The organism is Adlercreutzia murintestinalis (genome assembly GCF_943192905.1).
Classification (GTDB): domain Bacteria; phylum Actinomycetota; class Coriobacteriia; order Coriobacteriales; family Eggerthellaceae; genus Adlercreutzia_A; species Adlercreutzia_A murintestinalis.
This window is the reverse complement of sequence record NZ_CALPCC010000009.1, coordinates 52,946-76,607: the sequence shown is the minus strand read 5'-3', so window position 1 is coordinate 76,607 and position 23,662 is coordinate 52,946. Positions and strand designations below refer to the sequence as shown.

Below are 23,662 nucleotides of genomic sequence, written 5' to 3'. Positions count from 1 at the left end.
CCCGTCACAGCGTAGCAAGGTGCGCGCCGTATGCTCATAGCTATGATGGAGGCACGCAGAGAAAGGCAGATGATATGGACATACTGACCGTCAGCCATCTGACCAAGGTCTACGGAGAAGGCGAGGCCGCCACGCGCGCGCTCGATGATGTGTCCTTCTCGGTGGCAGAGGGTGAGTTCGTGGCGATCGTGGGGTCGTCGGGCTCGGGCAAATCAACCCTGCTTCACCTGATCGGCGGCGTGGACAAGCCCACGTCGGGCAGCGTGCTCATGAACGGCGTGGACGTGTACAGTTCTACCGACGAGCAGCTTGCCGTTTTTCGTCGGCGCGAGGTGGGGCTGGTCTATCAGTTCTACAACCTGGTGCCAGTGCTCAATGTGGTGGAGAACATGACGCTACCCGTGGCGCTTGATGGGCGCGAAGTGAACGTGCAACGGCTGAGCGTGCTGCTCAGCAAACTCGGGTTGCGCGGACGCGAGGGGCATCTGCCCAGTCAGCTCTCAGGCGGCCAGCAGCAGCGCGTTGCCATCGGACGCGCGCTCATGAACGCACCTTCAGTGGTACTGGCTGACGAGCCCACCGGCAATCTAGATACGAAGAACAGCTGCGAGATCATGCAGTTGTTGCGCGATTCGAACCGAGAGATGGGTCAGACCATGATCGTGATCACCCACGATGAAGAGATCGCGCTGACAGCCGACCGCATGATCGCCATAGAGGATGGCCGCATCGTACGCGACGAGAGGATCCGCCGATGAATGCCATGGGCCGGTTCACCATCAAGTCGCTGCGCGCGAACCGGGTGCGCACCATCGTGACCATCGCAGGTGTGGCGCTGGCGGCAGCATTGCTGACCGCGGTGCTGACCACCTTCACCAGCCTCACCAATTATCTCTATCAGGCAGAAGCCATCATCTCGGGGAACTGGATGGCTGAGGCGCAATCAGATGATGCTGCGGCGCTAGAAGCGGAAGCGCGTGATGCGCTGGAAGCGGGCGAGGTGACCGGTTGGGCCCTGATGCAGGACGTGGGATTCGGACAGCTGACAGCCGCTGAGCAGGATATTTATGGTTCCTACCTGCCCATCGTAAGCGTGGCGGGAGATATTCAGCGCCTCTGCGCGATGGAGGCGTCTGAGGGGCGCATGCCGCAGAATGGCGACGAGATCATACTTGCGAGCACCTGGCGCGAGCGAGGCGACCACGCGCTTGGCGATACCATCACCATACCCGTCGGGCAGCGCAAGGCGGTACTTGTGGACGCGGAGAAAGCCGCAGCCGGTGACGCCGGAGTCGCCACTCTCGATCCCGATGGAGCAGCCATCGCAACGCTGGCAGACGGCGATCTGCTTGATTCGTCCACGGGCTATCTGGATGCCGCGCAAGACGGTGGCATATTCAACGAAGAGTTGGTTGATACCGCCGAGCGCACCTTCACCATCGTGGGCTTTTACGACCGCGCGGCCTACACAGCATCGTTCGGGGTGGGGCTGGCGGCCATCACCGCCGAGGCCTCGCAAGCTCAAGGAGCCGCACGCGCTTATATCAGCATGGGTGGCATCGAGAGCACCACGGACGTGGAGCAACGTGCCGAGGCGATCTTTCCTGGAGCAAGCCTCCAATACCATACCGCCATGTTACGCTACCTGGGCGTACGCGGTGAGGGTGCCGTATGGAACACCTTCTTCGGCGTGGCCAGCGTGCTGGCCGCTGTGATCGTGGTGGCATGCGTTTCGCTCATCTACAACGCTTTCGCCATCAGCGTGGCCGAGCGAACGCGGCAGTTCGGGCTGCTCTCGTCCGTGGGCGCTTCGAAGCGTCAGCTGAGGCGCGCGGTGCTGCTGGAAGCGCTGTTGGTGGCTGCCATCGGCATACCGCTGGGGCTGTTGATCGGCATCGGTGGCTGCGCGGTCACCTTCGCCATACTGGGGCCAGCCATCGTGGAGGTCATCGGCGATGCTGGCATTGCGTTCGGCGTGCATGCGGAGGGTTGGATGATCGCCTTGGCGGCGGCGCTCACGCTGATTACCGTGCTGCTTTCCATCTTCGTACCCGCTTGGCGCGCTGGTCATTGCAGCGCTATTGATGCACTGCGAGGCGCGGGCGGCAATCGCGCATCTCGGAGGGGCGCGGCGCTCTCGGCTAAGAGCACCGATCCTGCGCGTCTCTGGAAGCGGCGCGGCGTAAGCGGCCGCATCTTCGGAATTGGGGGCGCGCTTTCACGCGTCAACCGCAAGCGTGGGGCCGCAAAAGGAACTACGGCTGCGGTATCACTCGGGCTGGCCATCGTGCTGCTGATGACCGCGGGTTCGCTCAATACGTTCTTGGGCACGCTGGTAGCAGCTGCCGACAGCGATATCCGCTACGATATCGGCGTGAGCGCCATGCTTGATGGTGGCGATACGAATGTGACCGACCAGGTGCGAGTGTATTCAGCGGCCTACGATGCGCTGTGCGATGTGCCCGATAGCGAGCCCGTTGGATGGCTGCTGAGCGAAATCATGCCGATCGTCATTCCCGAGCAAATGGCTGGAACGGCGATCGCCACCTCAAGCGATCGCGCCCTCTCTTCTGCCGTCTCGTCCAGCGGCAAGCTGACCAGTGGCGACTACGGGGCGGTCGGGTATGTGGAATACGTGGATGATGTGACCTTCAACGGGCTGGCTGCGCTGGTGGGTGCCGACCCGGTTTCCTTCTACGATCCCGAGCATCCGCGCGCGATCGCCACGGGCAGCGTCTACGGCAACAATGGCATCACCTACGAGTTGATGGAGATGCTTGCGAAGCCGGGCGCGATCCGGGTGTTGACCGGGGGCACCTACCAGACCGCTTCTGGCCAAAGCGTGCCCGTGGTGAGCTACGAGATGAACTATGCCGCCACTGATGCCCAAAGTGGCGCGGCGTTCTCGTTCGTGCCGTGGGTGAACGAAGCCGACCTGGATGCGACAGAGGGTGGACGGGCGGACGATTCGTCGTCATCTGACGCCTCTGTTGCCCGATCCGAAGCGGCGGTGCCGGTGCCGTTGGAAGATGTGCAGGTGGAGACCATGGAGATCGATGTTGTTTCCTTGGCTGACGAGATGCCCACCATCGTGGGACAGACGGGCTTGCTGCGCATCGTGATGCCCCTGTCGGCGCTGTCAGCGCAGGCTGCCAGCGCGGAAGCGTCCGGAGCGTCAACATTCGAGTCGTTCGACCCCTCCTTTACCGCCGGATTCAACGTGACCGGCAACGACTCTGGCACGGTGGCTGAGGCGCTTGAGCAGACGGCGCGAAGCCAGCTGGCGAGCAGCGGTGACACGGCGCTGGACTGGTTCAGCTTCAACAACTATCTGCTCCAGCAGAACAGCAACCGGACGCTGGCAACCGTCGTGAACGTCTTCTGCCTGCTGTTCACGGTGATACTGGCGCTGATCGCGCTGGCAAATGTGTTCAACACCATCACGAACAGCCTGATCCTGCGGCGGCGCGAGTTCGCCGTGATGCGCTCGATCGGGCTCTCAAACCGCCAGTTCCGCGCGATGATCGTGGACGAATGCGCCAGCTTCGGCGTGAAGGGGCTCATCCCCGGCATGCTCGTGTCGGTGGTGGTGTCCTATCTGCTGTTCTGCATGGTCACGCAGTCGATATCAGGCCTGGCGTTCGATCTGCCGTGGGCCTATGTGGGGCTGGCGATTGCCATGACCGCCGCTGCTATGGCCATATCCGTGGCATTCGGCATGCACCGCTGCCGCGCGGACAACGTGGTGGAAGCCCTGCGCATGGATAGCATCTAGAGGTGCGCAATATCAGGTTAACTACGAGACATCATTGAGCACGGCGAGGCAGCCATCAAAGCTGCCTCACTCGCTAGAGCAATGCATCTCGCATTCTTTTCACCAAGATCGCCCTGAGACACCTCAGTCAAAGAGAAGCACATCCGAGCGCTCGGCGGCCTTCTTCTTCAAACTTTCGGTAAAACCGCTGATGCTGAAGATCACGAAAAGTGCTTCCGCATCTTTGTAGGGTCCAAAACCACTCGATTGCTGCGCGCGTCTCGCCTTGTCCTCGAGATCATCCAGGACATTCACACCTACAGGGCTTCTCCAAAATTTACATTCACCGAAGGCAACTCTATCGCCGACATCATTCAACGCTAAAAGATCGATCTCGATATCCCGGGTGCCCCACCATGCTCCTACGCGACTCGGCATAAATGGGAATTCATCCTCTGCTGCTAGATCCCATATTCGATCTCGACAAACAGCCTCATATACATATGAAACGTGTCCGTCTATAAAATTCTGCCGAATCTGCTCGAGTACCACATCTTGATGACCCGTCTCAAGCAACCCTAAGTTCGGAAAGACGAAACGGAACCAAAATCGCAAATAGTTATCTTTGATTCGATAGAACCCGCGCTTGCTCTTCTCTGGATGCGCTTCAGTTGCTGGAACATCACGCTGTAGTATGTCAAGACTCTCAAGCACCTTCAGATACTTCGTCAGACTCGTCTGCTTCACATTCATCGATGCCGCTATCTCGCCTGATCGTCGATTGCCCGCCGCGATGGCTCGTATAATGGAAAAGTAACTTCCCACCTCGCCTACTTCTTTCGACAACAGAAAGTTCGGCTCATCAAAGAGGAAGCTGTTGCGACTGAGTACATTATCTTCAATGGCACGAAAGATCTCTTTTCTGTCTGCGAATCTTTCGATGTACTTTGGAACGCCTCCCGTTACACTGTAGCGGCCGACAAGTGACCGGCGCGAGAGTGAATGATCGAAAAAATCTGCATAATACTTGAAAGGTATCTGCACCATACGTATCTGGGCGGTGCGGCGCCCATACAGCGGGCTATCGTAGGCAAGGGTTTGGCTGACCATGAGAGAGATAAGCGACCCGCATAGGATGACCATGACATTGCGTTTTGAAAGCAGCGTATCCCAGATATGTTGGAATACTGAGGGAAACGCGACGTTAGCTTTACCAAGATATTGAAACTCATCAAGAGCGAGGACGATGCGCTCCGGTCCTTGCGTAAGCCGATCGAACAGCGGCTCCCAACTATCAATGGATGCGTTCGTAAGCAGCGTATCGCCCGTTACAGCCGCAACCTGTCTTTGAAAGGCGAGACGATTCTGTTCCTCCGATTCTTCGGTGGCGAGGAAATAAACGCCTTTCTTATTCTGAAGAAACTTCGTTATCAGCGCCGTTTTCCCAACGCGCCGGCGTCCATACAGCACGACAAGAGATGCCTCTTCGGATGCGAATTGCTCCTCTAAGGTCGCAAGGTCTCCTTTTCGATCCACGAAGCGTTTCATTTCATACCAACTCTCAATAATATGAATTATGATTGAGAGTATTATACTCTATTTCATAATAAGTATCTCATATACTGATTTTTGGGATGCGCCAACATTCTAGTAGAAAGGAATACGAAATGCCCGCTGCCGATCAATCAAATGAAGAGTTTCGGCAATCTGCATCATCACCCAAATACTCAAGCACACCCAAAACACGGCAAATCAAACACCTCATTCCAGTAATCTGCACTATATTTGCCTTATTTGCATTTGGATTCATTTTGTTCAAACAAGACAATCCGATCATCTCGAGTCATTTTCTCGCGGGAGAAGTCATTTATGCGGGTATCGCACTGCTTTGCATTATCACTGTACTTCCAAAAGCTATGATTTTCCCGCTTGGAAAATGGATTGAAGCACGGCGCATGCTCTATAAATCCATCGCCTACCTTTTTCTAGGAGTACTCGCATCCCTCTTTATCTCCTATTGGTCAACCAACATTGCGCAAAACCAGATGGATATCGCCAATCGAGAAACTGCACCGCAGCTCACTGTCTCCACATTTGAAGAAAACGGATCGAAGTTTTACGAAGTCTCAAACGCTAAGGGGATGGCTACCTATGTCTCCTTGGACGTGCGAGAGGTCTACCATTTCCCATATGAGGGGGAGAACTGCGAAGTGGGCTTATTGCTCCCCGTCCAGCTGAATAGCGATACAGTACAGCTTGACTCTCAAAATTCCTCGATACTATTTCAACAGGAATACAATGGCTTCGATAGAGATAAAACGTACCTGTCTCTTAACAACTACCTCAGAACCAAAGGCATTGATGCCGACATGCTCTCAAGGAAACATGAAATAACGATCGAATTTTTCGACCACAACAACCAGCAACAGCATTTCGTTTTCATAGAAGGTGAGGACGGGATCGCCCTCTCGTCTACCAATACATACGGTACTATTCCGAAAAGAAATATAACGAGTTCTCTTTGGTCGGTATCAGACGCAGATGCTACCGTGCGAGACCTTGCAGCGCAGGTAATGGCGGAAGATTACGGTGTCACTTTTCCTGTTGCTTAATATCGAGCTATTAGGAGCCTCCAGCATGCACCGCTGCCGCGCTGATAACGTGGTGGAAGCCCTGCGCATGGATAGCATCTAATTGCCCGCTTGTGGAGCAGGCGACCTTGGCTAGCAATAGCCCGGGAAGCCTGCTTCATTAGTTGCAATTCTCCTTGCTTGCTCAAGTTTCTCCAACGTCTCTTTCCTCTTACTGTGTTACAATGTCTTACACAATAGAGGAGGAGTGATGGCTTCAACAACGATGACGATCAGGCTAGATGCCGCAGAAAAACAACTCGTATCCGACTATGCCCAAACATTTGGAATGAGCATATCGGAATTCATCCGCGATTCCGTCTTGGAGAAGATCGAAGACGAGCTAGACCTCCGCACTTGGTACGAAGCCAAGGCTGAATTCGATGCAGATCCTGTATCGCTTTCCGCAGAGGATGTCGCAAAGAAGTACTTATGACATGGCAACTTAGATTCTCGAAAAGAGCAGATAAGCAGCTCTCTAAGCTCAATCCAAGCGTGCGCAAAGTGATCGTCTCCTGGCTTATCAAGCACCTCGATGGCTGTTCCGACCCTCGCGCATATGGCAAATCGCTTAAAGGCGACAAGTCGGGCATATGGAGATATCGCATAGGCAACTATCGCGTTCTCTGCGATATTGATGATGGTGCGTTGATAATCCTTGCCATTGAGATTGGCCATCGTAGTGAAGTCTACAAACGCTAATTGTGAAAGAGAGCATCATGCTCTCTTTCACAATATCCCAGCCAAAAGCTTTGAACAATCGCGTCTAACGCAGAGATGATAACGAAGGGTGCTTCGTGTCCTTCTCGCTCAAAAGCACCTGTGCGGAGTCGAACGCCGCATCACCCTCCAAGGCAGGCCATTCGATGCCGATGGCTGGGTCATTCCACATAAGACCGCCCTCGTCGTTGGGGTGATACACATCATCACACTTGTAACAGAAGGTGGCCGTATCGCTGAGCACAAGAAACCCATGCGCGAACCCGCGCGGAATGAAGAACTGACGACGGTTCTCGGCGGAGAGGATGACACCTTCCCACTTCCCATACGTGGGGCTGCTCGGGCGAAGGTCCACCGCCACATCGAATACGGTGCCTTCGATCACGCGCACCAGCTTCGACTGTGGATGCTCAATCTGATAATGCAGACCGCGCAGCACGCCGCGCGTTGAGAACGACTGATTGTCTTGCACGAAATCGCAGACGATGCCACCCACAACGAAATCAGGGCGCTTGTAGGTTTCCATGAAGTACCCGCGATCGTCGCCATAGCTCTTTACATCCACGATCACAACGCCTTCGATGGAGGTCTCTATGAACGTGAAGTTGCCAGATATGACCTGGTCACCTGTCGCCATCATTTCCCTCTCTTGCTTAGCTATCTTTGCACTTGTGTATCAGGAGCGCCCGTGTCGCTTTCAAGGCGGCTCTCAGGATCACAGAGCGCTCTCGCAATGCCGCCCCGCTCCTACTGGCCTTGCGCTGCGTACTTGGCCTCAACCGCTTCCTTGGCACCCCGCCACCATTTCGGATTATCGGTATACCACTGAATAGTCTCAGCCAATCCCTGCGCGAAATCGGTGCGCTTGGGCTGCCAACCGAGTTCGCGGCGCAGCTTCGCAGAATCGATCGCATAGCGGCGGTCGTGCCCCGGGCGATCGCGCACCCAGTCGAAATCGTCAGCGCTTTTGCCCATGGCCTCCAGAATCGCACGCAGCACGTCGATGTTATTGCGTTCCCCATCCGCACCGATCAGATATGTCTCGCCCGAGCGCCCACGCGTCAGGATCTCCCACACTGCACTCGAATGGTCCTCCGTGTGGATCCAATCGCGCACGTTCAGACCATCGCCGTAGAGCTTCGGGCGATTGCTGCTCAGGATGTTGGTGATCTGTCGCGGAATGAACTTCTCAATATGCTGGCGCGGCCCGTAATTGTTCGAGCAATTCGAGATGGTAGCATCCACGCCGTAGGTACGATGCCACGCGCGCACCAACATGTCTGACGACGCTTTGCTGGAACTGTACGGGCTACTGGGACAATATGGCGTCTCTTCCGTGAAACGCGCCGGGTCATCCAGCGCCAAATCGCCGTAGACTTCATCGGTCGAGATGTGGTGAAAGCGCGTGCCGTGCTTCCGCGCCGCCTCAAGCAAGGTGAAGGTGCCCTCCACATTCGTCCGCACGAACGGCGCCGGATCGGTGATGGAGTTATCGTTGTGCGATTCCGCCGCGAAATGAACGACAGCATCTGCGTCAGTCATCAGCTGGTCCACCAGAGTTGCATCGCAGATATCCCCGTGCACGAACGTCATGCGGTCAGCCGAAATGCCATCCAAATTCGCGCGATTGCCCGCATAGGTGAGCGCATCCAAAACGGTCACATGCACGCCGGGCTGATTCTCCACCACCCAGTGCACGAAGTTGCTCCCGATGAATCCCGCACCACCGGTCACGATGATCCGCTTCGGCTCACACGACCTCTCAGACATCGGAGTTCCTCTCTTCCCTCTGATCGAAATAGCTTTGGAGCGCGTCCTGCCACGAGCGCATCTCATTGCCGATAGCCTGTTCCAGATGCTGATTCTTGAGCGACGAGAAATGCGGGCGATCAGCGCTTTCCGGGTGCGCCTGCTTGTATTCCTCGCTCGTGCAACGAACGACCTTGCAATCCAACCCCGCACCCACCATGATGGCCTCAGCGAAATCAGCCCAGCTGCAGGTACCCTCGTTCGTGCAGTGGTACACGCCGTAATCGTGCGTCAACGCCAGCTTCAGTATCTCGTACGCTAGATCGTTCGCAGAGGTCGGGTTGCCCAACTGATCGTCCACCACCGTGACCTCGTCATGCGACTCCCCCAGCCGCATCATCGTCTTCACGAAGTTCTTGCCCACATAGCCATAGAGCCATGCGGTACGCACGATGAAATGCCGGTTGTTGGCATTCGCCACGAGCTTCTCGCCCTCAAGCTTGCTGCGCCCATAAGCGCTCAAGGGGCTCACCGGATCGCTCTCCGCGCGCTCGCCTGGCTCATTTCCCGGGAAGACGTAGTCGGTGGAAACGTGCACAAGGGGAATGCCGTTCTCCTTGGTGGCGCGCGCTAGGTTCCACGCGCCGATGGCGTTCACTAGACGCGCCATGCTCTCATTTGCTTCGCAGCCATCCACGTTCGTCATCGCGGCGCAATTGATGACCAGATCATAGCGGCCGAGGCGCACCGCCTCATCGACCGCATCGCCGTTCGTGATGTCAAGGTCAGGCGTATCGGTGTAGACGACGGCAGCGTCGCGGTATTCCTCGGGGATGGGACCGATCTCGGCCTGCATGGTCTCAAGACAATGGCGCAGCTCGCACCCCAATTGACCAGAGGCGCCCGTCACTAAGATGCGCATCAGGCACGCTCCTTATGCGGCAGAACGCGCCCTTCAACGATCTTCATCAAGTATTGGCCATATACGCTTTTGCCGCAGCGCTGCGCCGCGGTGCGCAACTCGTCTAGGGTGATCCAGCCGTTTTCGTAGGCGATCTCTTCGATCATGGCCACCGGCAGCCCCTGGCTGCGCTCGATCACCCGCACGAATTCGCTTGCCTCGAACAGCGACTCCATGGTGCCCGTATCCAACCATGCATACCCGCGCCCGAGCGTTACCACGTTCAAACTGCCGTCTTCCAGATACATCTGGTTGAGCGTGGTGATCTCAAGCTCGCCGCGCGCAGAAGGCTTCACTTGCTTGGCCAGCTCGCACACGCGCGCATCGTAGAAATACAGGCCCGTGACCGCATAGTTCGACTTTGGATGCTCCGGCTTCTCCTCGATGGAGATGGCGTTGTAATCGTCATCGAACTCCACCACACCAAAACGCTCTGGGTCCTCCACGTAATAGCCGAACACGGTAGCGCCGCCCGCATCCTCAGCCGCTTCCACCGCACGGCGCAAATGGCGGCTCAGCCCGTTGCCGTAGAAGATGTTATCTCCCAGCACCAGCGCGCACGAGTCGCCCGCGATGAAGTCCTCACCGATGATGAACGCCTGCGCGAGGCCATCGGGCGAGGGCTGCTCAGCATAGGAGAGGTTCACGCCGAACTGCTCGCCGGTACCCAATAGCCGCTCGAAGTTCGGCAGGTCGGCTGGCGTGGAGATGATCAGAATGTCACGAATGCCCGCCATCATCAGCACCGACAGCGGGTAGTAGATCATTGGCTTATCGTAGACCGGCAAAAGCTGCTTGCTGGTCACGGTGGTCAACGGGTAGAGCCGCGTACCGCTACCCCCCGCAAGAATGATACCCTTCATGCGCCTGCTTTCATCGGTGTTTCATCTTTCTTTATTATAGGGAAACCTCACATAGGCGCACTTGATAAATCCCGATGCGTCTCAGATGTCAACAAGGACTAAGGGTGTGCTTCCCTTTGTCCGATCAATGAACTCCTTCCCGACCACACCCCGAAACAAACCCACGAATCATGTCGTATTAAAAGAGCGTATATTACGACATATTTCTGCAAAACACCGTAAATATGCTATTTATTACGACATTACGAAGAAAGAGGCGCTGTGCTCGACATCATAACCCCATCCATCACTGATATCGATGCCTTAAAAGAGTTGAAACCTCTCCAAAAACCGGTGACGCTCCTTCTTCCCACTCTCAGAAAAGATGGAACTGGCCCAGCAAAGTTACATTGAAGACCTCCTGGTACGGATGGCCTTCAACTCGAACGCCATCGAAGGGTCGACGCTCACCCTGGCTGAGACCGAGGTGATCTACGAAGGCGAATTCGTCAGCGGCAAGCCAGGTCGAGAGCAGGTAGCCGCGCGGCGCATCTTCGAAGCAAGCGCATTCCTGGAAGATGCCCTGGAAAGCGATGCACCTCTTGACCAAGACCTCATCCGCGATCTGCATGAGAGATGCGCGCTCGACCTGCAACCGCGTGCGCGGGGGTCCTACCGAAGCACACCTGCGATCATCCGCGCTTCTCGCACGGTCCCCCTTGCAGCCCATAAGATACGCAGCGCCATGGATGACCTCGTCTTCGGGTATGGGCAGCTAGTCGAAGAGCAAGGAGCGCTGCCAGCCATAGCCTGGTTCCATGCAGCGTTCGAACGCATACACCCCTTCGCTGACGGGAACGGCCGTACCGGCCGGCTTCTGATGAATCATCAACTGCAACAGGCGGAGTTCCCCCCGATCGCCATCAAAGTGGACAACTCCCGAGAATATAAGACCTCCCTAGAGGCATGGCAAGCTGATGAGGACCCCGCGCGCTTCATCCGATTGTTCTCTTCGTGCCTCGAAGAAGAACTGAGCAAGCGGATAGCCTTCCTCTCCGAGGGTATCCCCGCCGAAGCTTCCCGGTCTCAACAGGCGCTGCAACTGCTGAAGGAAGACCCCGCTCTCACCGCTGCCTAGAGAGGAGCGAGTCTTGGCATCTCCACATGCCAAACCCAACGAATCCTCAGCAGCCTGAAAGCAGACGGCCTGATCGAACGCATCGGATCGAACAGAACCGGCCATTGGGAGCTGATCTAGTGATCCCTCAGTCCTCTTGCCATAAATGAACCTCCGCTAGACAAGACGTAAGTTGATCTTGCATGCGAAATATTCGACGAATCTACAACGACGCTTCCCAAATCATATATATGGCCCTAGGGCGATACAATATATGCATATTTCAGCCAATTCAGTACATTAGTACTGAATTACTCTTAGCTAAAATCCTTCTTCTTTGTCGATAGAATCGACACACTTTGCTAATTTCTCAATGTTTTTTTATCAAAATGGAGTTTCATCCAAAACCTCAAAGGACAAATGCGCTTTCGCTCGATTATTTTGTGACCATTTTCAGATACCACAAACCCGCATTTCCTATAAAACCTAAGCAGACCATCTCGAAAGGCTTCATTCTCGGGATTTGCTTCACAGCCGTCAATCCGCTTTAATGCCGGATCTATCACATCGACCATATGATGCAGACAATAAAGCAACTCCGTCCCAATGCCACAACCCCTGTTATCATCTTGGACCCGTATTCTAAAATGCTTCAAATAGCCGTGCGGACTACCCGACGTTTTCTTTCCTATCTGGATTGCAGCACGCCCCAAATCCTCTGAAAAATCCTCCACCACCTCAGCGAATCCTTCTATAGCCCGAATTCCGATTTCACATACACATCCCGTACAAAGATTTTCTCTTATCTCGCAAACATACTTCCTATCAGCTTTTTTAGCTTCCGCGACTGTCAGCCACATGGGTTCCTCCAACCCGAGAAATGACACTTTTTTGTTGCAATCAGCCCATAGATGCTTCTTGCATCAAACACGCCCCTCTCGCTCTGGCGGCCAAATCTTCATCCGAGACCGCAACAAACCAAACTGAATGACGTCAAAATATAAAATGCAAAATACTTTATACGTAAAGTATTCCCATGCTTAGTGTCTCACAGATGGAGCTTATTCCATTTCAAAATGATATCGTCTGTGTCTATACAAAACCGATTTACATTTTACAGGGTAATCAATCTCAGCGAATCGCCTACCATCCCTCACGGCCTGCTGCGCCATCGTTCGTTTCGGTATATGCGTATTGACGACACTCTATCCATGAAAGGGTTCCGAAATGCTGGAGATATTCGGAGCAGCCTACGATGCTTTGCAAAAGGGCGAAAGCATTGATGCTTTCTTTTGAGCGTTGCCATATTCCCGAGCGTCGTCCTATTCATCATCGGCCGTGCGATTCTTGGGCACTTTACGCACAAGTCGAAGCGGCGGGACTACGAGCATGAGCGAAGCTCCAAAGTGAACTTCAATCGATACGAAGCAGAGTTGTCTTTCGCCGAGAAGCTGTCCGACCTGTTCATGCAGCTTCGCATTCAAACTCATGATCTTCTCGCCAACAACAAATCAGCACTCGAAGAGAGCCTTGCGAAGTGGGACGCGCTCTACAATGAAGCCTATATCCTCCTCGGGAAAAGCGCCTCTGCTTTCAATATCATAAGCACGTTCACGGGAAAGCCACCTGCGGGATCCATGCTCGGACATCAACGCGAGTCGTTCTCGATGGCACCGCTAATGCTCGCAATGAAGCATGCGGTCAGACGTTTCACCCACTCTCAATCTACCAACAAGGAAAGGTATTCCTATTCGCATGGGCTCAGATCTGGAATGGGCATGTCGCTGCCCAGCAGCTAAATCTTCCCGTTTCTGAGCCTCTATCCTTGCACTTGAAGTGCGACCCCGTTTCCCCATATGAAAACGACATCTCTTTCAATCTGAAGAATCCCGACCTTTCGGACCTTAAGGCCGATTGCGTGCTCAATGAACTCTATGAGCGATTCGTGTACTGCCTGTTCTGCTGCATCAAGAATAGCGATACCGGAAAACGCGATGCGCAGCGCATCAACTTCAAAAAAATGGTCCTCCAAGCGCCTCGACCGCATCTTCGGAGTGCGGACCGATTTCGACCGCGAATGTCCCTAGGCTTATTATTTTGTGCAGAATCTACCAACATCAAGGTGAATATTTTTAACGTTATACATGGAAATACTCTCGCAAATAAACGCCTCATCAAAACCAAGAAAACTAGCAATATTGTAGGTGGGCAACCCATTTCTTTCATGTAGTACGCTATGATAGCCAATTCCATCGAATCCTATGCTGCGTGCAAAATCAGCAATATATTGTGTAGGAACATACTCAATCGCATCATCTGTTGAGCGCATAGGTTTGACTAAAGCATCCTTTATCTGATTCAAATTGATTAAATTGGAAGCTAACTTTCTACAATCAACAGTTTCATCAAAAGGACTTATCCTGTCTATTCGGCTAAGATCAAGAATTTTTAAATCTCGACTAGGGGACATCTCCATTATTGCGATGTCATCATGCTTGGATGCCCTAATTTCCGCCATTGCACCTTCGATATTGTTCGATATATACAGACACCGCACGCCTTCAGGACTCATGCGGCCCCCTTTTGCTTCTTTTTCGGAAGGCTCTTTGAGCTCATTCACCGATAAATCACTTATGCTCTTATTGTTCCAACGACGCGCACGAAACCATCTACTTCCTCCTGATGTAACCACTAGTTCAAGCGCGTTAAAAAGATCCCGTAAAACATCCCTTCGAACTATGGTCGCATGATAGCGATGAATATGTTTAATTTCTTGAGCAAATTCACACCAATCCTTTTCCCCGAAAAAATTAAGCGCAAAATTGCATTTAGGGTCCGGGCTCGGATCTAAAGCCACTCGGCTTTTCAAAAGCTTTGCGATTCTCTGGTTGGCCGGAAACATAGATTTAAGCAGTCTCTCAAACGCATCGCGCGAAATACTATCAAAAATATTCCAAGTCCCGCAAAACGCGTCGAACAGCGTTTCATAGGATTCTCTGCAATCCTTTACGGCAGAAAAAACACTAAGCAAGTCCGCAAATTGTTCAGACAACTCAGATTCGGGAGTTATTTCCAAAAAAATTTCAGTTTTTGAGCCGCATACATCACATAAACCATTACCGGGCGACGAAAGCGTGGTCACCAACTCTTTCGCAATCCCATCTTTGAAACAAGAGGGGCAGCATTTCATTTCCGCTCCTCTAGCAAAATATTTACCATCTCAAGGTGATGCATTATGGCTAGCTTTTTTGCAACACCTAACCCCGGAAAGCGTTCTGCCTTAAATATCTCATTCATCTCTTCAAGGGCACATGTCGGTCTGAGTAGGCTGGCATTTTTCTCGGCCCACTTTAATAGGCTGCCCAGAGCATCATGATATTTCCTGCCAATATCAGATCCGATCACATTATCCGACGAAGTAAAGTGCCTGATACGCAACTGCTCATTTTCTTCATTTAGATACACAAGATGAAGTGCAACCACTTTGGGCAAAAAACCACCCTCATTGTATTCTTCGCCTATCACTGAAAAATCGGAAAAGCCACAAAAACCATCCTGCGAATAGTAAAAGAGTTCTTCGGTCAAAAAATCATCTTCATGTGCCCGATAATCAATATTCCTTGGCTGGGGCTTAAATGCCGATTCCAATGTTATTCGGTCCCCGCGCGCTTTTCGACGAATGCGCTGTTTGGAATCTGAAACTAGCGTATATCGAGGAAAAACCCTATCACACGCCTTCTCATATATGCGTCTGTTATCTGCCGTAAGTAAATATGCCCTAGAGGCATCATCATGGGCAACCATAAAGACTTCCGCATCATCAAGGCCCTGCCCGCAAAGGTACAGGTTGACGAGATTCATACTGTTTGCAATCACGTTGTTGAATTTATCTCGATATTCAAAATCTTGATTTAGCTCCTTTTCGAAAGAACCAACAGTAGGACTACAAACCAAAATGATTTCTTTCTCATCTTGGCGAAATTGCTCAAGAACCGATAGGAGAGTTGATGAGGCTTTTACAGGCTCGATAATAGGAGTAACTCGACTTAATCTACCTTTGCTTTGCAGTTCACGAATGGCCAAAAGCTCATTTTGGCGTCCTCTTAAGAAAGGAAAATACATCCCAACCTCCAACTACCGATATAACGACCGCGAAAACTGCTGGAGTTGCATAGCCTGCCGAACGTTTGCCCCGTGATTGTATGCAATTAATCTAAATTCCTCCGGATAAAGCAAAAGAGCTTCTTGGTCAATAAAATCCCCTCTCTTCTTCAGGGTCCCTTCGAAAGCTGCCATCCGATGTTCGGGATTTAGCTTCTTGAATGCCTTAAGACATGCAGAATAATATTGAACTTGCGTCGTCTCTGGTAGGATCCCGCCACATTGAAGAATAACATCCTCTCGCTCACTTTTCCTGAGAAGATCAAACTGCACAAATGAATCTATTCCAGTATCGCAACAAACAGGCTCTTTTAATGTTCTAAATGTCAGATTCCTAGTTAAGACCATTAGCCCAACCGGAGAGTCTTCCAAAAACTTCGAAAGGCTTTTAGACATTCCCTCTGAGCAAACCACCGACACGAAACGAAAAGCACGGTAGTAATCTTGTATTTGCGCTTCAAGCCTAACCAAATTGTCTAAATCTGTCTTGATCTCATACACGCATGCCTTGCCATTAATAAGTACGAAATCTGCAATGGAACCACCTACCGGAAGTTCGCATAACGCCGAAGTTGTATGCGGACTATGTCGACCATAAACAATCTTTTTCAGAAGAAGGCTCTTGTACACATATTCGTTCCGATAATGTCTTTTCATATACGAAAAGACATTTGACAAAGCCTCACCATTTGTTATGCATTTGCGCCGGCCTACAAAACGGACCACTGCCTCACAAAATGCCTCACAAGTTCCGCTATCGGCAAGCTGCATCATGGAACGCTTCGAGAAAAGCATATTAAGACAACTCGTCTCCATCAACACACCTTCTCCGTTACTTTTGCAATACCAGAGCAATCATAGCAAATATTTGAGATGCCGCCGTACAAGCTCTTTTGAAACCCAGATTACCTTTCCCGAAAGGATCGCGCCAAACGCGTCCTCTTCAATAGAAGCGCATTCATCGATCATAGCTGTACTCGAAACCGTACTTCCCTTTCAGTTATAAAACCGCCGCACAACAAACGAATCGGTCTTGCTACTAATAAGATTAAAAGGCACATACATTCAAGAAATCGGTTAGTTACCGTGAATAAGACAGGTTTAGAGGCACCAATAGGTATAATTCCATTATTAATGCTAAGCGTCTTCATAGGAGTTTCCATGCATAAAGAAGAGATTAAGAAACTCATCGATGCCAATGGATTCGCAATTACAAAAGAAAGCCGACTAGGAAATGATCTCGGTTACAGGATCGAACTTCGAAACGGCTGTATTATCAACTCTTTTGATACGGGAGCATATTCAATACAAGGAAAGAATACCGACGAAGTAAGAACCTTGCTCCAACGAGCAGAAGATCATCCTGATGCTTGTAGCAAAAATGTCTTTGTCGTATACGGACACGATAAAAAAACCCGTGGTCAGCTCGAAGCTATGCTACGGCGTTGGAACTTGAATCCGATAATCCTTGATCAGCTTGAATCTAGTGGAAAAACTATAATCGAGAAACTAGAAAGCTACATTCCGCAAACAAGCTTTGGCATTGTCTTGGCCACTCCCGACGATGTGGGATATCCAAAAACTCAGGAGTCAGCAAAGAAATATCGCGCGAGGCAGAATGTCGTTCTTGAAATGGGAATGCTTCTTGCAAAACTCGGAAGGGAAAATGTCGCAATCCTTTTAAGCAAAGCGGAGGAAATGGAGCCTCCTTCAGATATTGACGGCCTAATCTATATTCCCTTCGAAGACGATATCGAAGACATACAGGTTCCTCTTGCAAAAGAACTCAACAAAAGGGGACATTCCATCGACATTTGCCTGCTATAACAGTTCGAATCGCAAATACCAAGAATCTAACTCCGCACAAAACATCACGTATGCCGTTGCGCGATATATCTGGCTGCAAAACGTAAGCAAAAGTTGAACTCACAAGGAATTTATCCCCCATCTTCCTGCACCAAACCAAACTACTGCCACGCAACGTACTATGCTCCAACCCAGCCGAGGAGGTATGTGCGCAGCAGGTCTTTCAAATAGCTCGTGAGGTCCGATTGTTCTCCACGAGGATAATAGATGGCCTCGCTCAACACCACGTCTTGCAGGATCTGCATCCTCTCATCGAACCAATCCCGTTCCCCTTGAGTCCAGTCATCATATATCGAGTCGAGTGCCGCTTTGCCGTCTTGGCTCGCATAGTAATTCACGATGGCTGAATAGGGACTTTTTGCATCAGATGCATCCGCTGCAAAAAGTAAAGTATCCGTCTCGCCATACGAGAAAGCCTTATTCGCACCACCGAAATATGTGCTGTCAGAGAAATTGCTCGACCCGATCGAAGCAGCGCAGACATCTATATCGTCTAAGAACCCGTCGATCAACTCAAGATGCGAAAGCTTGCCAGCAACCTGCTTGAAATACTGACAAGAATATCTTTTCAAGCACTGTTCTATAGTGCCGCTTTTAGGCTCATAAAAAAAGACCACTTTAGAGTGATTGGGCTTCGTTGCATCCAGCTCGATGATAGGGCCGAAACGGAACACATGATTGCCCCCTCTCAATTCTTTTTGATATAAAGCCTCGTAAGCTTTTTTGGTAGCGCCGTTTGCCATGCCATGCAAAAGCCCTACATAGGGATCCGTTGGTATAGAGCCGACAATCGGTTTGAACATCGCATCGAACGAGGAGAAGAAATGCTCGACCCTTGCTTCTGTTGTGGAAAGGTAGCCCGGCGAGACCAGGAGGTTATCTTCAAAGCCCCCCGCATACAGGAGGAGTGCCAGTGCATTCGGCAAGGGGTTATCCCGATACTCCTTCAGAGGAAAAGGGTTCTTCTCCGTTTTTTGGATGACCCAGCAGTACAGTTTCTGTTCAACTTCAACTTCGGCCATGTCCAAATCCGTTCCGCTGTCACGCGCAGATATCCTCTAGCGGCACTCCCTCCCGATAAGAGGATAGGAAACCATCAAACCCCATACCATCGGCAACGTTCTCAAAGTCAGCAGGAAAAGGCAGTGGCGCTTCTTTTGCGCATTCACAACAATATACCCACATGCGCAAACAGTCGTGAAGGGTACCGCCAGCAAGCTCTCCTTGATTGCAATCTAGATGCTCGGAGCAATACTCTATAAAGCCGCTTTCCTCAAGGCTTTCTTCAAACTCTACCAAATCAACCGACGTCTCAAAATCGCTTACATTCAGAAGATTCCATGCAAAATCCGTTCCTATTCCCATATCTGGTTTTTTACCCGGCATCTAACTCTCCCTTTTCTTTTTCGCGTCACCTTAAGAGAATAGTGAAAAACATCGGGCCATGCATTAAATAGATCAGTCCATTTCCGAAAGTTCCTCCTTTCGAAAAACTTACCGGAATGGATTGGATCTTTGATAAAGTCGGATGTGCTATCGCATATCAATACCAAGGACCGCGGTAAGGATCCACCCGCATGATCAAATCGCTTCAATCCCTGCGTGCGTTGGCGATCATCGCCATCATGTTGTCTCATTGTTCCTTCCTGGGAAGCTGGCTACCCAGCGGATTGGGCACGCTAGGTGTTTCCCTGTTCATATCCCTATCCGGGTTCCTGACATTCCTTTCCTCCAAGGGCAAGGCAGTATGTAGTGCGTCCCCTCTTTGCTCCTGGTCGCATCCGCCTATAGCCTTGAGACCCCCCCCCCGCCATTCCGCGCTTCCGTCGCTCGCATCGCGCATCCTCCGCTGCAAGACCCTCGTTTACCTCGGCGACATCAGCATGCAGCTGTTCTTGATCCATCAACTGGTGATCAAATACCTCAAATCTGTCCTTAGCCTTACGCTCAACCCTCTGCTTTCGCTGGCCCTCTGCTTCGGGATATCGATCATGATCGACGCGACCGTGAAGAATGCTTCAGCGGGGTATTCCTTAGCTAAACCCCGATAGCGATGCATTCCCCCATCTCGCAGCTGTCAGCCTAGAACGAACCTTCTCAATGCCTGCAGTTCTTCTTCTTTGGTGCAAAGGTATCCTGGTGATCCGTCTCTTTCCGGATAATGAATGCTCCTCATGTCGTAGTCGGCTGGCGGCGCATCCCGGTGGTTGGTCCATGCTTTGCCGAAGATGCATTCGTAGGCTTCGCCGGCAGAAACAGGGGGCACCGCGATGTTGAGCAGCCGAACATCGCCCTCCAAAGTTGCCGTGATGTCGTCCCACAAGCGATCCAGAGGATAGAACTGGAAGCGCGATCGGCTATCCGTGTAACTCAGCGCATTGAACCCTTGGTCTGCGAACCATGCGTCCAGCGATTCCGCCCGATCGCTGCGCAGCACGAAGAAGCCGTTCGCTGCTGGCGCATACCCCTGCTCCACGAGAGGCGCCGATCGCGACAAACGGCGATAGGCCTCCTCTGCCAACAGCGGCGGCGCAGGGTGCATCACGTCATGCACGAAATTCTTCTTCAGGCCCACGCCGTAGATGGCCGGCAGCCGCACGATCAGCGCATCGGGGAAATCTTCCCGGACCCACCCTTCCAAGCGCAGGCGATGCTCGCCGTACCGCGTCAGGCCCCCACCACCCGGCTCGTCGTCTTCCGTCTTTCCCCGAGAATCCCCGTACACATCGACCGTGGATATCAGCACCACCTTCTCTGCCCCTATACGGCGCAGATTCTCCCTCGCATCAAGGATGATCCGCAAGTCGCTCTCGGGGTCACGGTTGACCAGATGCTTGGTCCCCGGCACGCCCGCATACACCACGAGCGAGCGATCAGCCCCGAAAGCCCGGTCCACATCGGTCGAATGCACAGCGAGATCGAAATCCCGTGAACGGAGGAGATTCTGTCCAACGAGCCCCGTCGAACCGACAAGCACCTGTGCACCCAAAAGAACCTCCCCTCCCTCTTCACTCACCGCTCGCCGCACGCAGGCCGAAACGCTTTCGCAGCTTCGCGATCTGGGTCAGATAGCTACGGATCACCGATCCCACCTCCACCGACGAATGGCCGTCATCTCTCCATACCACCGGCAGCTCATGGATCCTCACGCCCCCGCGCTCGGCCAACAGCAGCATCTCGATGATGAAGAACCACCCATCTTCATCACGATCCGCCGCATCGATCAGCGCCTCGGCTATCTCGCGCCGGAAGAACTTGAAGCCGCAAATCGCATCAGACGCCTCCATCCCTAGCGCAACTTTGAGCACCGCCGTCAGACCCATGGAGGTGATGGTCCTCTTCAAGCCCCTGCCCGTGGCGCCATACCCCCGGGCCCAGCGCGACCCATTCACCATCTCCAGGTCGGGGCGCTCCCGGAACAGATCGAGCACTTCATCCACGTGCCGCAGATCCGTGGCAAGATCTATATCCATATAGCCCACCACAGGGCATCGGCTCTGCGCCACACCCGCCCGGACCGCCGCCCCGACCCCCCTTCGGTCGATCCTGAGATAGGAGACCTGCGGATGCTTCTCGCAGAGCTGCTCAGCGATCCGCTGCGTGCCGTCATGGGAATCGTTGTCGACGATCGTGAGCCGATACTCGCCCGCATGGGCAGGCTCCAAGAATCCGACCGTCTTCTCTATTCCCTCCTCAAGGCGCCCCTCTTCATTGCGCACCGGGGAAAGGATCTCGACCCAAGCGCTGTCGCGGCTCTCCTCCATCGCCACCCTTTCTAATTCCGCTCGATGCCCTCGAAGATGTACGCCTTCTTCTTGAATACCAGATCGACGATGATCTGCAGGTACTTCAACACGATAGCCAATATTCCGAACAGGCCGAAGAACGCGAATGCCATGAAGAGGACCGTCGTCATCCAGCCCGACACCGTGATGCCTGCGAAATAGGAGACAAAGGAATAGACGATCATGAACAGCGCCACCGCCATCATGAAGAAGGAGAAGCCGAGCGCCACCTTATAGCCGGTCTGCGTGAACAGGACCAGGGCATCCACAGCAATGCGCAACCGGTATCGACCATCCTCCGCATCCCGTTTTTCGCTCCGACCCCCCCCATCGCATATTTCATATGAGACTGTTGCCTGGGGCAAACCAGAATTCGCATACAGGGCTTTTCTGTAGGGGAAAGCCTGACTGGTGCTCTGAATACGATTGAGAGCTCGCCGGCTCAGGATCCGAAATGTCTCGGTATCAAGATCATTAGCGACACCCGCAGAGTGATTGATCACCTTATAGAACAGCTTCGACGTGAAGCGCCGCCGTCCCCGCGGAGCGACGCCGACGATGTCATATCCCTCCATCATGGTCTTAAACGCCTCATCGAGCGCTGAAAGCGGGAATTCAGGCACCGCCCGGTCGAATTCGAACACATAATCCCCGATAGCCAGGTCATCCCCAGCCCGCATAGCGGCTTCCCGCCCATGGTGATACCCCATATGGATAATCGTCAGCGTCACCCCCGGCAGCTCTGCTGCCGCACGCCGGATCTCGTCGGCACTGCCATCCGCAGAAGCATCGTCGACACAGACCACCTCAACCTGGAAGAAGCGCTCTTCCAAAGCCGGACCAAGCCACTTCAAGAATCCATAGATACCCGCCTCGTCGTTGCGCACATACACCACAGCCGAAACGAACGCCTGCACAGCATCAGTCACAACCCAACACCTCATCCATGTCGTAGATCGTATTGATCTTTCCCGAGAGGACCGAGACCAGCGTGGGGTCCTCCGAATGCACTCGTATCACCGTGGGGCGGGAATCATCGATCTCCGAGCTCTTCAGGATCGGCTTCATCGAATACAAAGATCCCTTGTAGGTGAACCCATAGCGATCAAGCAGGTATTTCCGGGCCAGATTGGCCATGAACGGGAATGCGCTGGTCGGTCGCGCTGGGCAAGCATCGCAATTCCCCAAATGGTGGGGAGAACAGTAGGTACCCACCTCATCTTGGCAGCGGAATGTGGGTAATGCCGCATAGGAGGCCTCATGGGGCGTGAACGAGACCGACGTCAAAGAATGGAGACCCGTCTTCCCGAAGGGCATGATGGAGAAGAAAGGGCCGTCCATGACCGTCAGCCCATACCCCCGCAGCTCATCGCTGGGCTCGCAGAGGGTTATCTCGCAGAGCTCATACTTGATCTTGAACAGGTCGAGCCCAAGCAGGTCGAGCACCTGATTGACCGAGGCATAGGTGGTGTTGATAAGGAAGCCCGTTTCAACCACTTCCCTGCTCTCTAACTCGATGACGAACCTGTCGCCATCCTTCCGAATAGCCCGCGTCCTTGAATCGTACCTCACGTCAATCCCAGACATCCCTTTAAGCTCTTCGAGGAAATGGTCTTTCAGCAGCATCGCATCATAGGTGTATTCCTGGGTCTTGAACGCCCCGTCGCACATGCCCGTTTTGAAAAACCTGTCCGAGTCCACTTCTTCACAGGGGATGTCCGCGGCTCGGCAGAAATCCTGGAACTGCTGTGCGTCCGACCAAGACATGGCAGAGGACGTGGCATAGATTTGCTCAAAGGAATCGTTGATGCAGAATCCATAGTCCTCGCTGAAACGCCTGAAATAGCCCGCCGATCTCGTGGCTGTATACAGCGAACGGGGGTAATGGTAGCCCTGATGCACACGGGCTTGGTTCACATAGGTCGCCCGCGTGAACGGCGCCTCATCGCATTCCAGCACCAGCACAGAGCAACCTTGCTGAGCGCTCTGCACCGCAGCGTATAAGCCGTAGAGGCCGGCTCCTAATATAATCCTGTCGAAACTTCGCACATCTTATCCGTTTTCGCAAAGAAGACAT

Annotated in this window: 24 protein-coding genes; 9 read left to right on the top strand and 15 right to left on the bottom strand. The window is 52.9% G+C overall.

What is annotated here, in order from left to right; all coding sequences use genetic code 11:
• The first annotated feature begins 74 nt into the window (after positions 1-74).
• Together NFR19_RS04355 and NFR19_RS04350 are read left to right on the top strand one after the other, a co-directional pair.
• Positions 75-758, top strand: coding sequence for an ABC transporter ATP-binding protein (locus NFR19_RS04355; RefSeq protein WP_251212568.1), 684 nt, complete (start codon positions 75-77; stop codon positions 756-758).
• Positions 755-3,775: an ABC transporter permease gene (locus tag NFR19_RS04350; protein WP_251212567.1), complete on the top strand. Its 3,021-nt coding sequence runs from the start codon at positions 755-757 to the stop codon at positions 3,773-3,775. The genes NFR19_RS04355 and NFR19_RS04350 overlap by 4 nt, the downstream gene beginning before the upstream one ends.
• 123 nt (positions 3,776-3,898) lie before the next feature.
• Here NFR19_RS04350 and NFR19_RS04345 read toward each other — a convergent pair whose 3' ends face one another.
• Positions 3,899-5,290 carry an ATP-binding protein gene (locus NFR19_RS04345; RefSeq protein ID WP_251212566.1) on the bottom strand — a complete coding sequence of 464 codons (1,392 nt, stop codon included), beginning with the start codon at positions 5,288-5,290 and terminating at the stop codon, positions 3,899-3,901.
• A gap of 131 nt (positions 5,291-5,421) precedes the next feature.
• On the opposite strand from NFR19_RS04345, the gene NFR19_RS04340 reads away from it, so the two are divergent.
• The 3 genes from NFR19_RS04340 (at position 5,422) to NFR19_RS04330 (ending at position 7,086) form a co-directional block, all read left to right on the top strand.
• Positions 5,422-6,366 (top strand): hypothetical protein, encoded by a 945-nt coding sequence (locus tag NFR19_RS04340; protein ID WP_251212565.1) that lies wholly within the window; start codon positions 5,422-5,424, stop codon positions 6,364-6,366.
• Positions 6,367-6,595: 229 nt separating this feature from the next.
• A complete protein-coding gene (relB, locus tag NFR19_RS04335) occupies positions 6,596-6,820 on the top strand; it encodes a type II toxin-antitoxin system RelB family antitoxin (RefSeq protein ID WP_251212564.1) in 225 nt (74 codons plus the stop codon).
• On the top strand, positions 6,817-7,086 hold the full coding sequence (locus NFR19_RS04330) for a type II toxin-antitoxin system RelE family toxin (protein WP_251212563.1): 270 nt from the start codon (positions 6,817-6,819) through the stop codon (positions 7,084-7,086). The genes relB and NFR19_RS04330 overlap by 4 nt, the downstream gene beginning before the upstream one ends.
• A 64-nt stretch (positions 7,087-7,150) precedes the next feature.
• Here NFR19_RS04330 and rfbC read toward each other — a convergent pair whose 3' ends face one another.
• The 4 genes from rfbC to rfbA all read right to left on the bottom strand — a co-directional run bounded on the left by rfbC (position 7,151) and on the right by rfbA (position 10,677).
• Positions 7,151-7,744 (bottom strand): dTDP-4-dehydrorhamnose 3,5-epimerase, encoded by a 594-nt coding sequence (rfbC, locus tag NFR19_RS04325; protein WP_251212562.1) that lies wholly within the window; start codon positions 7,742-7,744, stop codon positions 7,151-7,153.
• Between the two features lie 107 nt (positions 7,745-7,851).
• On the bottom strand, positions 7,852-8,874 hold the full coding sequence (rfbB, locus tag NFR19_RS04320; protein WP_251212561.1) for a dTDP-glucose 4,6-dehydratase: 1,023 nt from the start codon (positions 8,872-8,874) through the stop codon (positions 7,852-7,854).
• Positions 8,867-9,775: a dTDP-4-dehydrorhamnose reductase gene (gene rfbD / locus NFR19_RS04315; protein ID WP_251212560.1), complete on the bottom strand. Its 909-nt coding sequence runs from the start codon at positions 9,773-9,775 to the stop codon at positions 8,867-8,869. The genes rfbB and rfbD overlap by 8 nt, the downstream gene beginning before the upstream one ends.
• The gene (rfbA, locus tag NFR19_RS04310; RefSeq protein WP_251212559.1) at positions 9,775-10,677 is read right to left on the bottom strand and encodes a glucose-1-phosphate thymidylyltransferase RfbA; all 903 of its coding nucleotides are present in this window, start codon (positions 10,675-10,677) and stop codon (positions 9,775-9,777) included. The genes rfbD and rfbA overlap by 1 nt, the downstream gene beginning before the upstream one ends.
• A gap of 364 nt (positions 10,678-11,041) precedes the next feature.
• Here rfbA and NFR19_RS04305 point away from each other — a divergent pair, with 364 nt between their 5' ends.
• Complete coding sequence (locus NFR19_RS04305) at positions 11,042-11,794, top strand: Fic family protein (RefSeq protein WP_251212558.1); 753 nt, start codon at positions 11,042-11,044, stop codon at positions 11,792-11,794.
• A gap of 341 nt (positions 11,795-12,135) precedes the next feature.
• On the opposite strand, the gene NFR19_RS04300 is transcribed toward NFR19_RS04305, so the two are convergent.
• The gene (locus NFR19_RS04300; RefSeq protein WP_251212557.1) at positions 12,136-12,633 is read right to left on the bottom strand and encodes a GNAT family N-acetyltransferase; all 498 of its coding nucleotides are present in this window, start codon (positions 12,631-12,633) and stop codon (positions 12,136-12,138) included.
• A gap of 432 nt (positions 12,634-13,065) precedes the next feature.
• Here NFR19_RS04300 and NFR19_RS04295 point away from each other — a divergent pair, with 432 nt between their 5' ends.
• Positions 13,066-13,572 carry a hypothetical protein gene (locus tag NFR19_RS04295; RefSeq protein ID WP_251212556.1) on the top strand — a complete coding sequence of 169 codons (507 nt, stop codon included), beginning with the start codon at positions 13,066-13,068 and terminating at the stop codon, positions 13,570-13,572.
• A gap of 293 nt (positions 13,573-13,865) precedes the next feature.
• Here NFR19_RS04295 and NFR19_RS04290 read toward each other — a convergent pair whose 3' ends face one another.
• The 3 genes from NFR19_RS04290 to NFR19_RS04280 are packed head-to-tail and all read right to left on the bottom strand — an operon-like array spanning position 13,866 to position 16,750.
• Positions 13,866-14,963: an RES family NAD+ phosphorylase gene (locus tag NFR19_RS04290; RefSeq protein ID WP_251212555.1), complete on the bottom strand. Its 1,098-nt coding sequence runs from the start codon at positions 14,961-14,963 to the stop codon at positions 13,866-13,868.
• The gene (locus tag NFR19_RS04285) at positions 14,960-15,895 is read right to left on the bottom strand and encodes a sce7725 family protein (protein ID WP_251212554.1); all 936 of its coding nucleotides are present in this window, start codon (positions 15,893-15,895) and stop codon (positions 14,960-14,962) included. Before NFR19_RS04285 ends, NFR19_RS04290 begins: the two co-directional genes overlap by 4 nt.
• Positions 15,896-15,907: 12 nt before the next feature.
• Entirely contained in the window at positions 15,908-16,750 is an 843-nt protein-coding gene (locus NFR19_RS04280) for a sce7726 family protein (protein ID WP_251212553.1), read from the bottom strand.
• Between the two features lie 270 nt (positions 16,751-17,020).
• Here NFR19_RS04280 and NFR19_RS04275 point away from each other — a divergent pair, with 270 nt between their 5' ends.
• Complete coding sequence (locus NFR19_RS04275; RefSeq protein ID WP_251212552.1) at positions 17,021-17,761, top strand: TIR domain-containing protein; 741 nt, start codon at positions 17,021-17,023, stop codon at positions 17,759-17,761.
• A 158-nt stretch (positions 17,762-17,919) separates the two neighbouring features.
• Here the strand turns inward: NFR19_RS04275 and NFR19_RS04270 are convergent, their stop codons facing one another.
• The gene (locus NFR19_RS04270) at positions 17,920-18,822 is read right to left on the bottom strand and encodes a hypothetical protein (RefSeq protein WP_251212551.1); all 903 of its coding nucleotides are present in this window, start codon (positions 18,820-18,822) and stop codon (positions 17,920-17,922) included.
• Positions 18,823-18,841: 19 nt separating this feature from the next.
• Entirely contained in the window at positions 18,842-19,186 is a 345-nt protein-coding gene (locus NFR19_RS04265) for a hypothetical protein (protein ID WP_251212550.1), read from the bottom strand.
• Between the two features lie 191 nt (positions 19,187-19,377).
• Here NFR19_RS04265 and NFR19_RS04260 point away from each other — a divergent pair, with 191 nt between their 5' ends.
• Positions 19,378-19,851: a hypothetical protein gene (locus NFR19_RS04260; RefSeq protein WP_251212549.1), complete on the top strand. Its 474-nt coding sequence runs from the start codon at positions 19,378-19,380 to the stop codon at positions 19,849-19,851.
• Between the two features lie 26 nt (positions 19,852-19,877).
• Here the strand turns inward: NFR19_RS04260 and NFR19_RS04255 are convergent, their stop codons facing one another.
• The 4 genes from NFR19_RS04255 to NFR19_RS04240 form a co-directional block, all read right to left on the bottom strand.
• A complete protein-coding gene (locus NFR19_RS04255) occupies positions 19,878-20,711 on the bottom strand; it encodes an NAD-dependent epimerase/dehydratase family protein (protein WP_251212548.1) in 834 nt (277 codons plus the stop codon).
• A 97-nt stretch (positions 20,712-20,808) separates the two neighbouring features.
• Complete coding sequence (locus NFR19_RS04250) at positions 20,809-21,564, bottom strand: glycosyltransferase (protein WP_251212547.1); 756 nt, start codon at positions 21,562-21,564, stop codon at positions 20,809-20,811.
• An 11-nt stretch (positions 21,565-21,575) separates the two neighbouring features.
• Positions 21,576-22,514: a glycosyltransferase gene (locus NFR19_RS04245; RefSeq protein ID WP_251212546.1), complete on the bottom strand. Its 939-nt coding sequence runs from the start codon at positions 22,512-22,514 to the stop codon at positions 21,576-21,578.
• Positions 22,507-23,634 carry an FAD-dependent oxidoreductase gene (locus NFR19_RS04240; protein ID WP_285813449.1) on the bottom strand — a complete coding sequence of 376 codons (1,128 nt, stop codon included), beginning with the start codon at positions 23,632-23,634 and terminating at the stop codon, positions 22,507-22,509. Before NFR19_RS04240 ends, NFR19_RS04245 begins: the two co-directional genes overlap by 8 nt.
• Between the last annotated feature and the right edge of the window lie 28 nt (positions 23,635-23,662).

What these genes read in the sequence shown, in the direction of transcription:
- NFR19_RS04355 (WP_251212568.1), top strand. Translation starts at nt 75, where the DNA reads ATGGACATACTGACCGTCAGCCATCTGACCAAGGTCTACGGAGAAGGC.
- NFR19_RS04350 (WP_251212567.1), top strand. Translation starts at nt 755, where the DNA reads ATGAATGCCATGGGCCGGTTCACCATCAAGTCGCTGCGCGCGAACCGG.
- NFR19_RS04340 (WP_251212565.1), top strand. Translation starts at nt 5,422, where the DNA reads ATGCCCGCTGCCGATCAATCAAATGAAGAGTTTCGGCAATCTGCATCA.
- relB (WP_251212564.1), top strand. Translation starts at nt 6,596, where the DNA reads ATGGCTTCAACAACGATGACGATCAGGCTAGATGCCGCAGAAAAACAA.
- NFR19_RS04330 (WP_251212563.1), top strand. Translation starts at nt 6,817, where the DNA reads ATGACATGGCAACTTAGATTCTCGAAAAGAGCAGATAAGCAGCTCTCT.
- rfbC (WP_251212562.1), bottom strand. Translation starts at nt 7,744, where the DNA reads ATGATGGCGACAGGTGACCAGGTCATATCTGGCAACTTCACGTTCATA.
- rfbB (WP_251212561.1), bottom strand. Translation starts at nt 8,874, where the DNA reads ATGTCTGAGAGGTCGTGTGAGCCGAAGCGGATCATCGTGACCGGTGGT.
- rfbD (WP_251212560.1), bottom strand. Translation starts at nt 9,775, where the DNA reads ATGCGCATCTTAGTGACGGGCGCCTCTGGTCAATTGGGGTGCGAGCTG.
- rfbA (WP_251212559.1), bottom strand. Translation starts at nt 10,677, where the DNA reads ATGAAGGGTATCATTCTTGCGGGGGGTAGCGGTACGCGGCTCTACCCG.
- NFR19_RS04305 (WP_251212558.1), top strand. Translation starts at nt 11,042, where the DNA reads ATGGAACTGGCCCAGCAAAGTTACATTGAAGACCTCCTGGTACGGATG.
- NFR19_RS04300 (WP_251212557.1), bottom strand. Translation starts at nt 12,633, where the DNA reads ATGTGGCTGACAGTCGCGGAAGCTAAAAAAGCTGATAGGAAGTATGTT.
- NFR19_RS04290 (WP_251212555.1), bottom strand. Translation starts at nt 14,963, where the DNA reads ATGAAATGCTGCCCCTCTTGTTTCAAAGATGGGATTGCGAAAGAGTTG.
- NFR19_RS04285 (WP_251212554.1), bottom strand. Translation starts at nt 15,895, where the DNA reads ATGTATTTTCCTTTCTTAAGAGGACGCCAAAATGAGCTTTTGGCCATT.
- NFR19_RS04280 (WP_251212553.1), bottom strand. Translation starts at nt 16,750, where the DNA reads ATGGAGACGAGTTGTCTTAATATGCTTTTCTCGAAGCGTTCCATGATG.
- NFR19_RS04270 (WP_251212551.1), bottom strand. Translation starts at nt 18,822, where the DNA reads ATGGCCGAAGTTGAAGTTGAACAGAAACTGTACTGCTGGGTCATCCAA.
- NFR19_RS04265 (WP_251212550.1), bottom strand. Translation starts at nt 19,186, where the DNA reads ATGCCGGGTAAAAAACCAGATATGGGAATAGGAACGGATTTTGCATGG.
- NFR19_RS04260 (WP_251212549.1), top strand. Translation starts at nt 19,378, where the DNA reads ATGATCAAATCGCTTCAATCCCTGCGTGCGTTGGCGATCATCGCCATC.
- NFR19_RS04250 (WP_251212547.1), bottom strand. Translation starts at nt 21,564, where the DNA reads ATGGAGGAGAGCCGCGACAGCGCTTGGGTCGAGATCCTTTCCCCGGTG.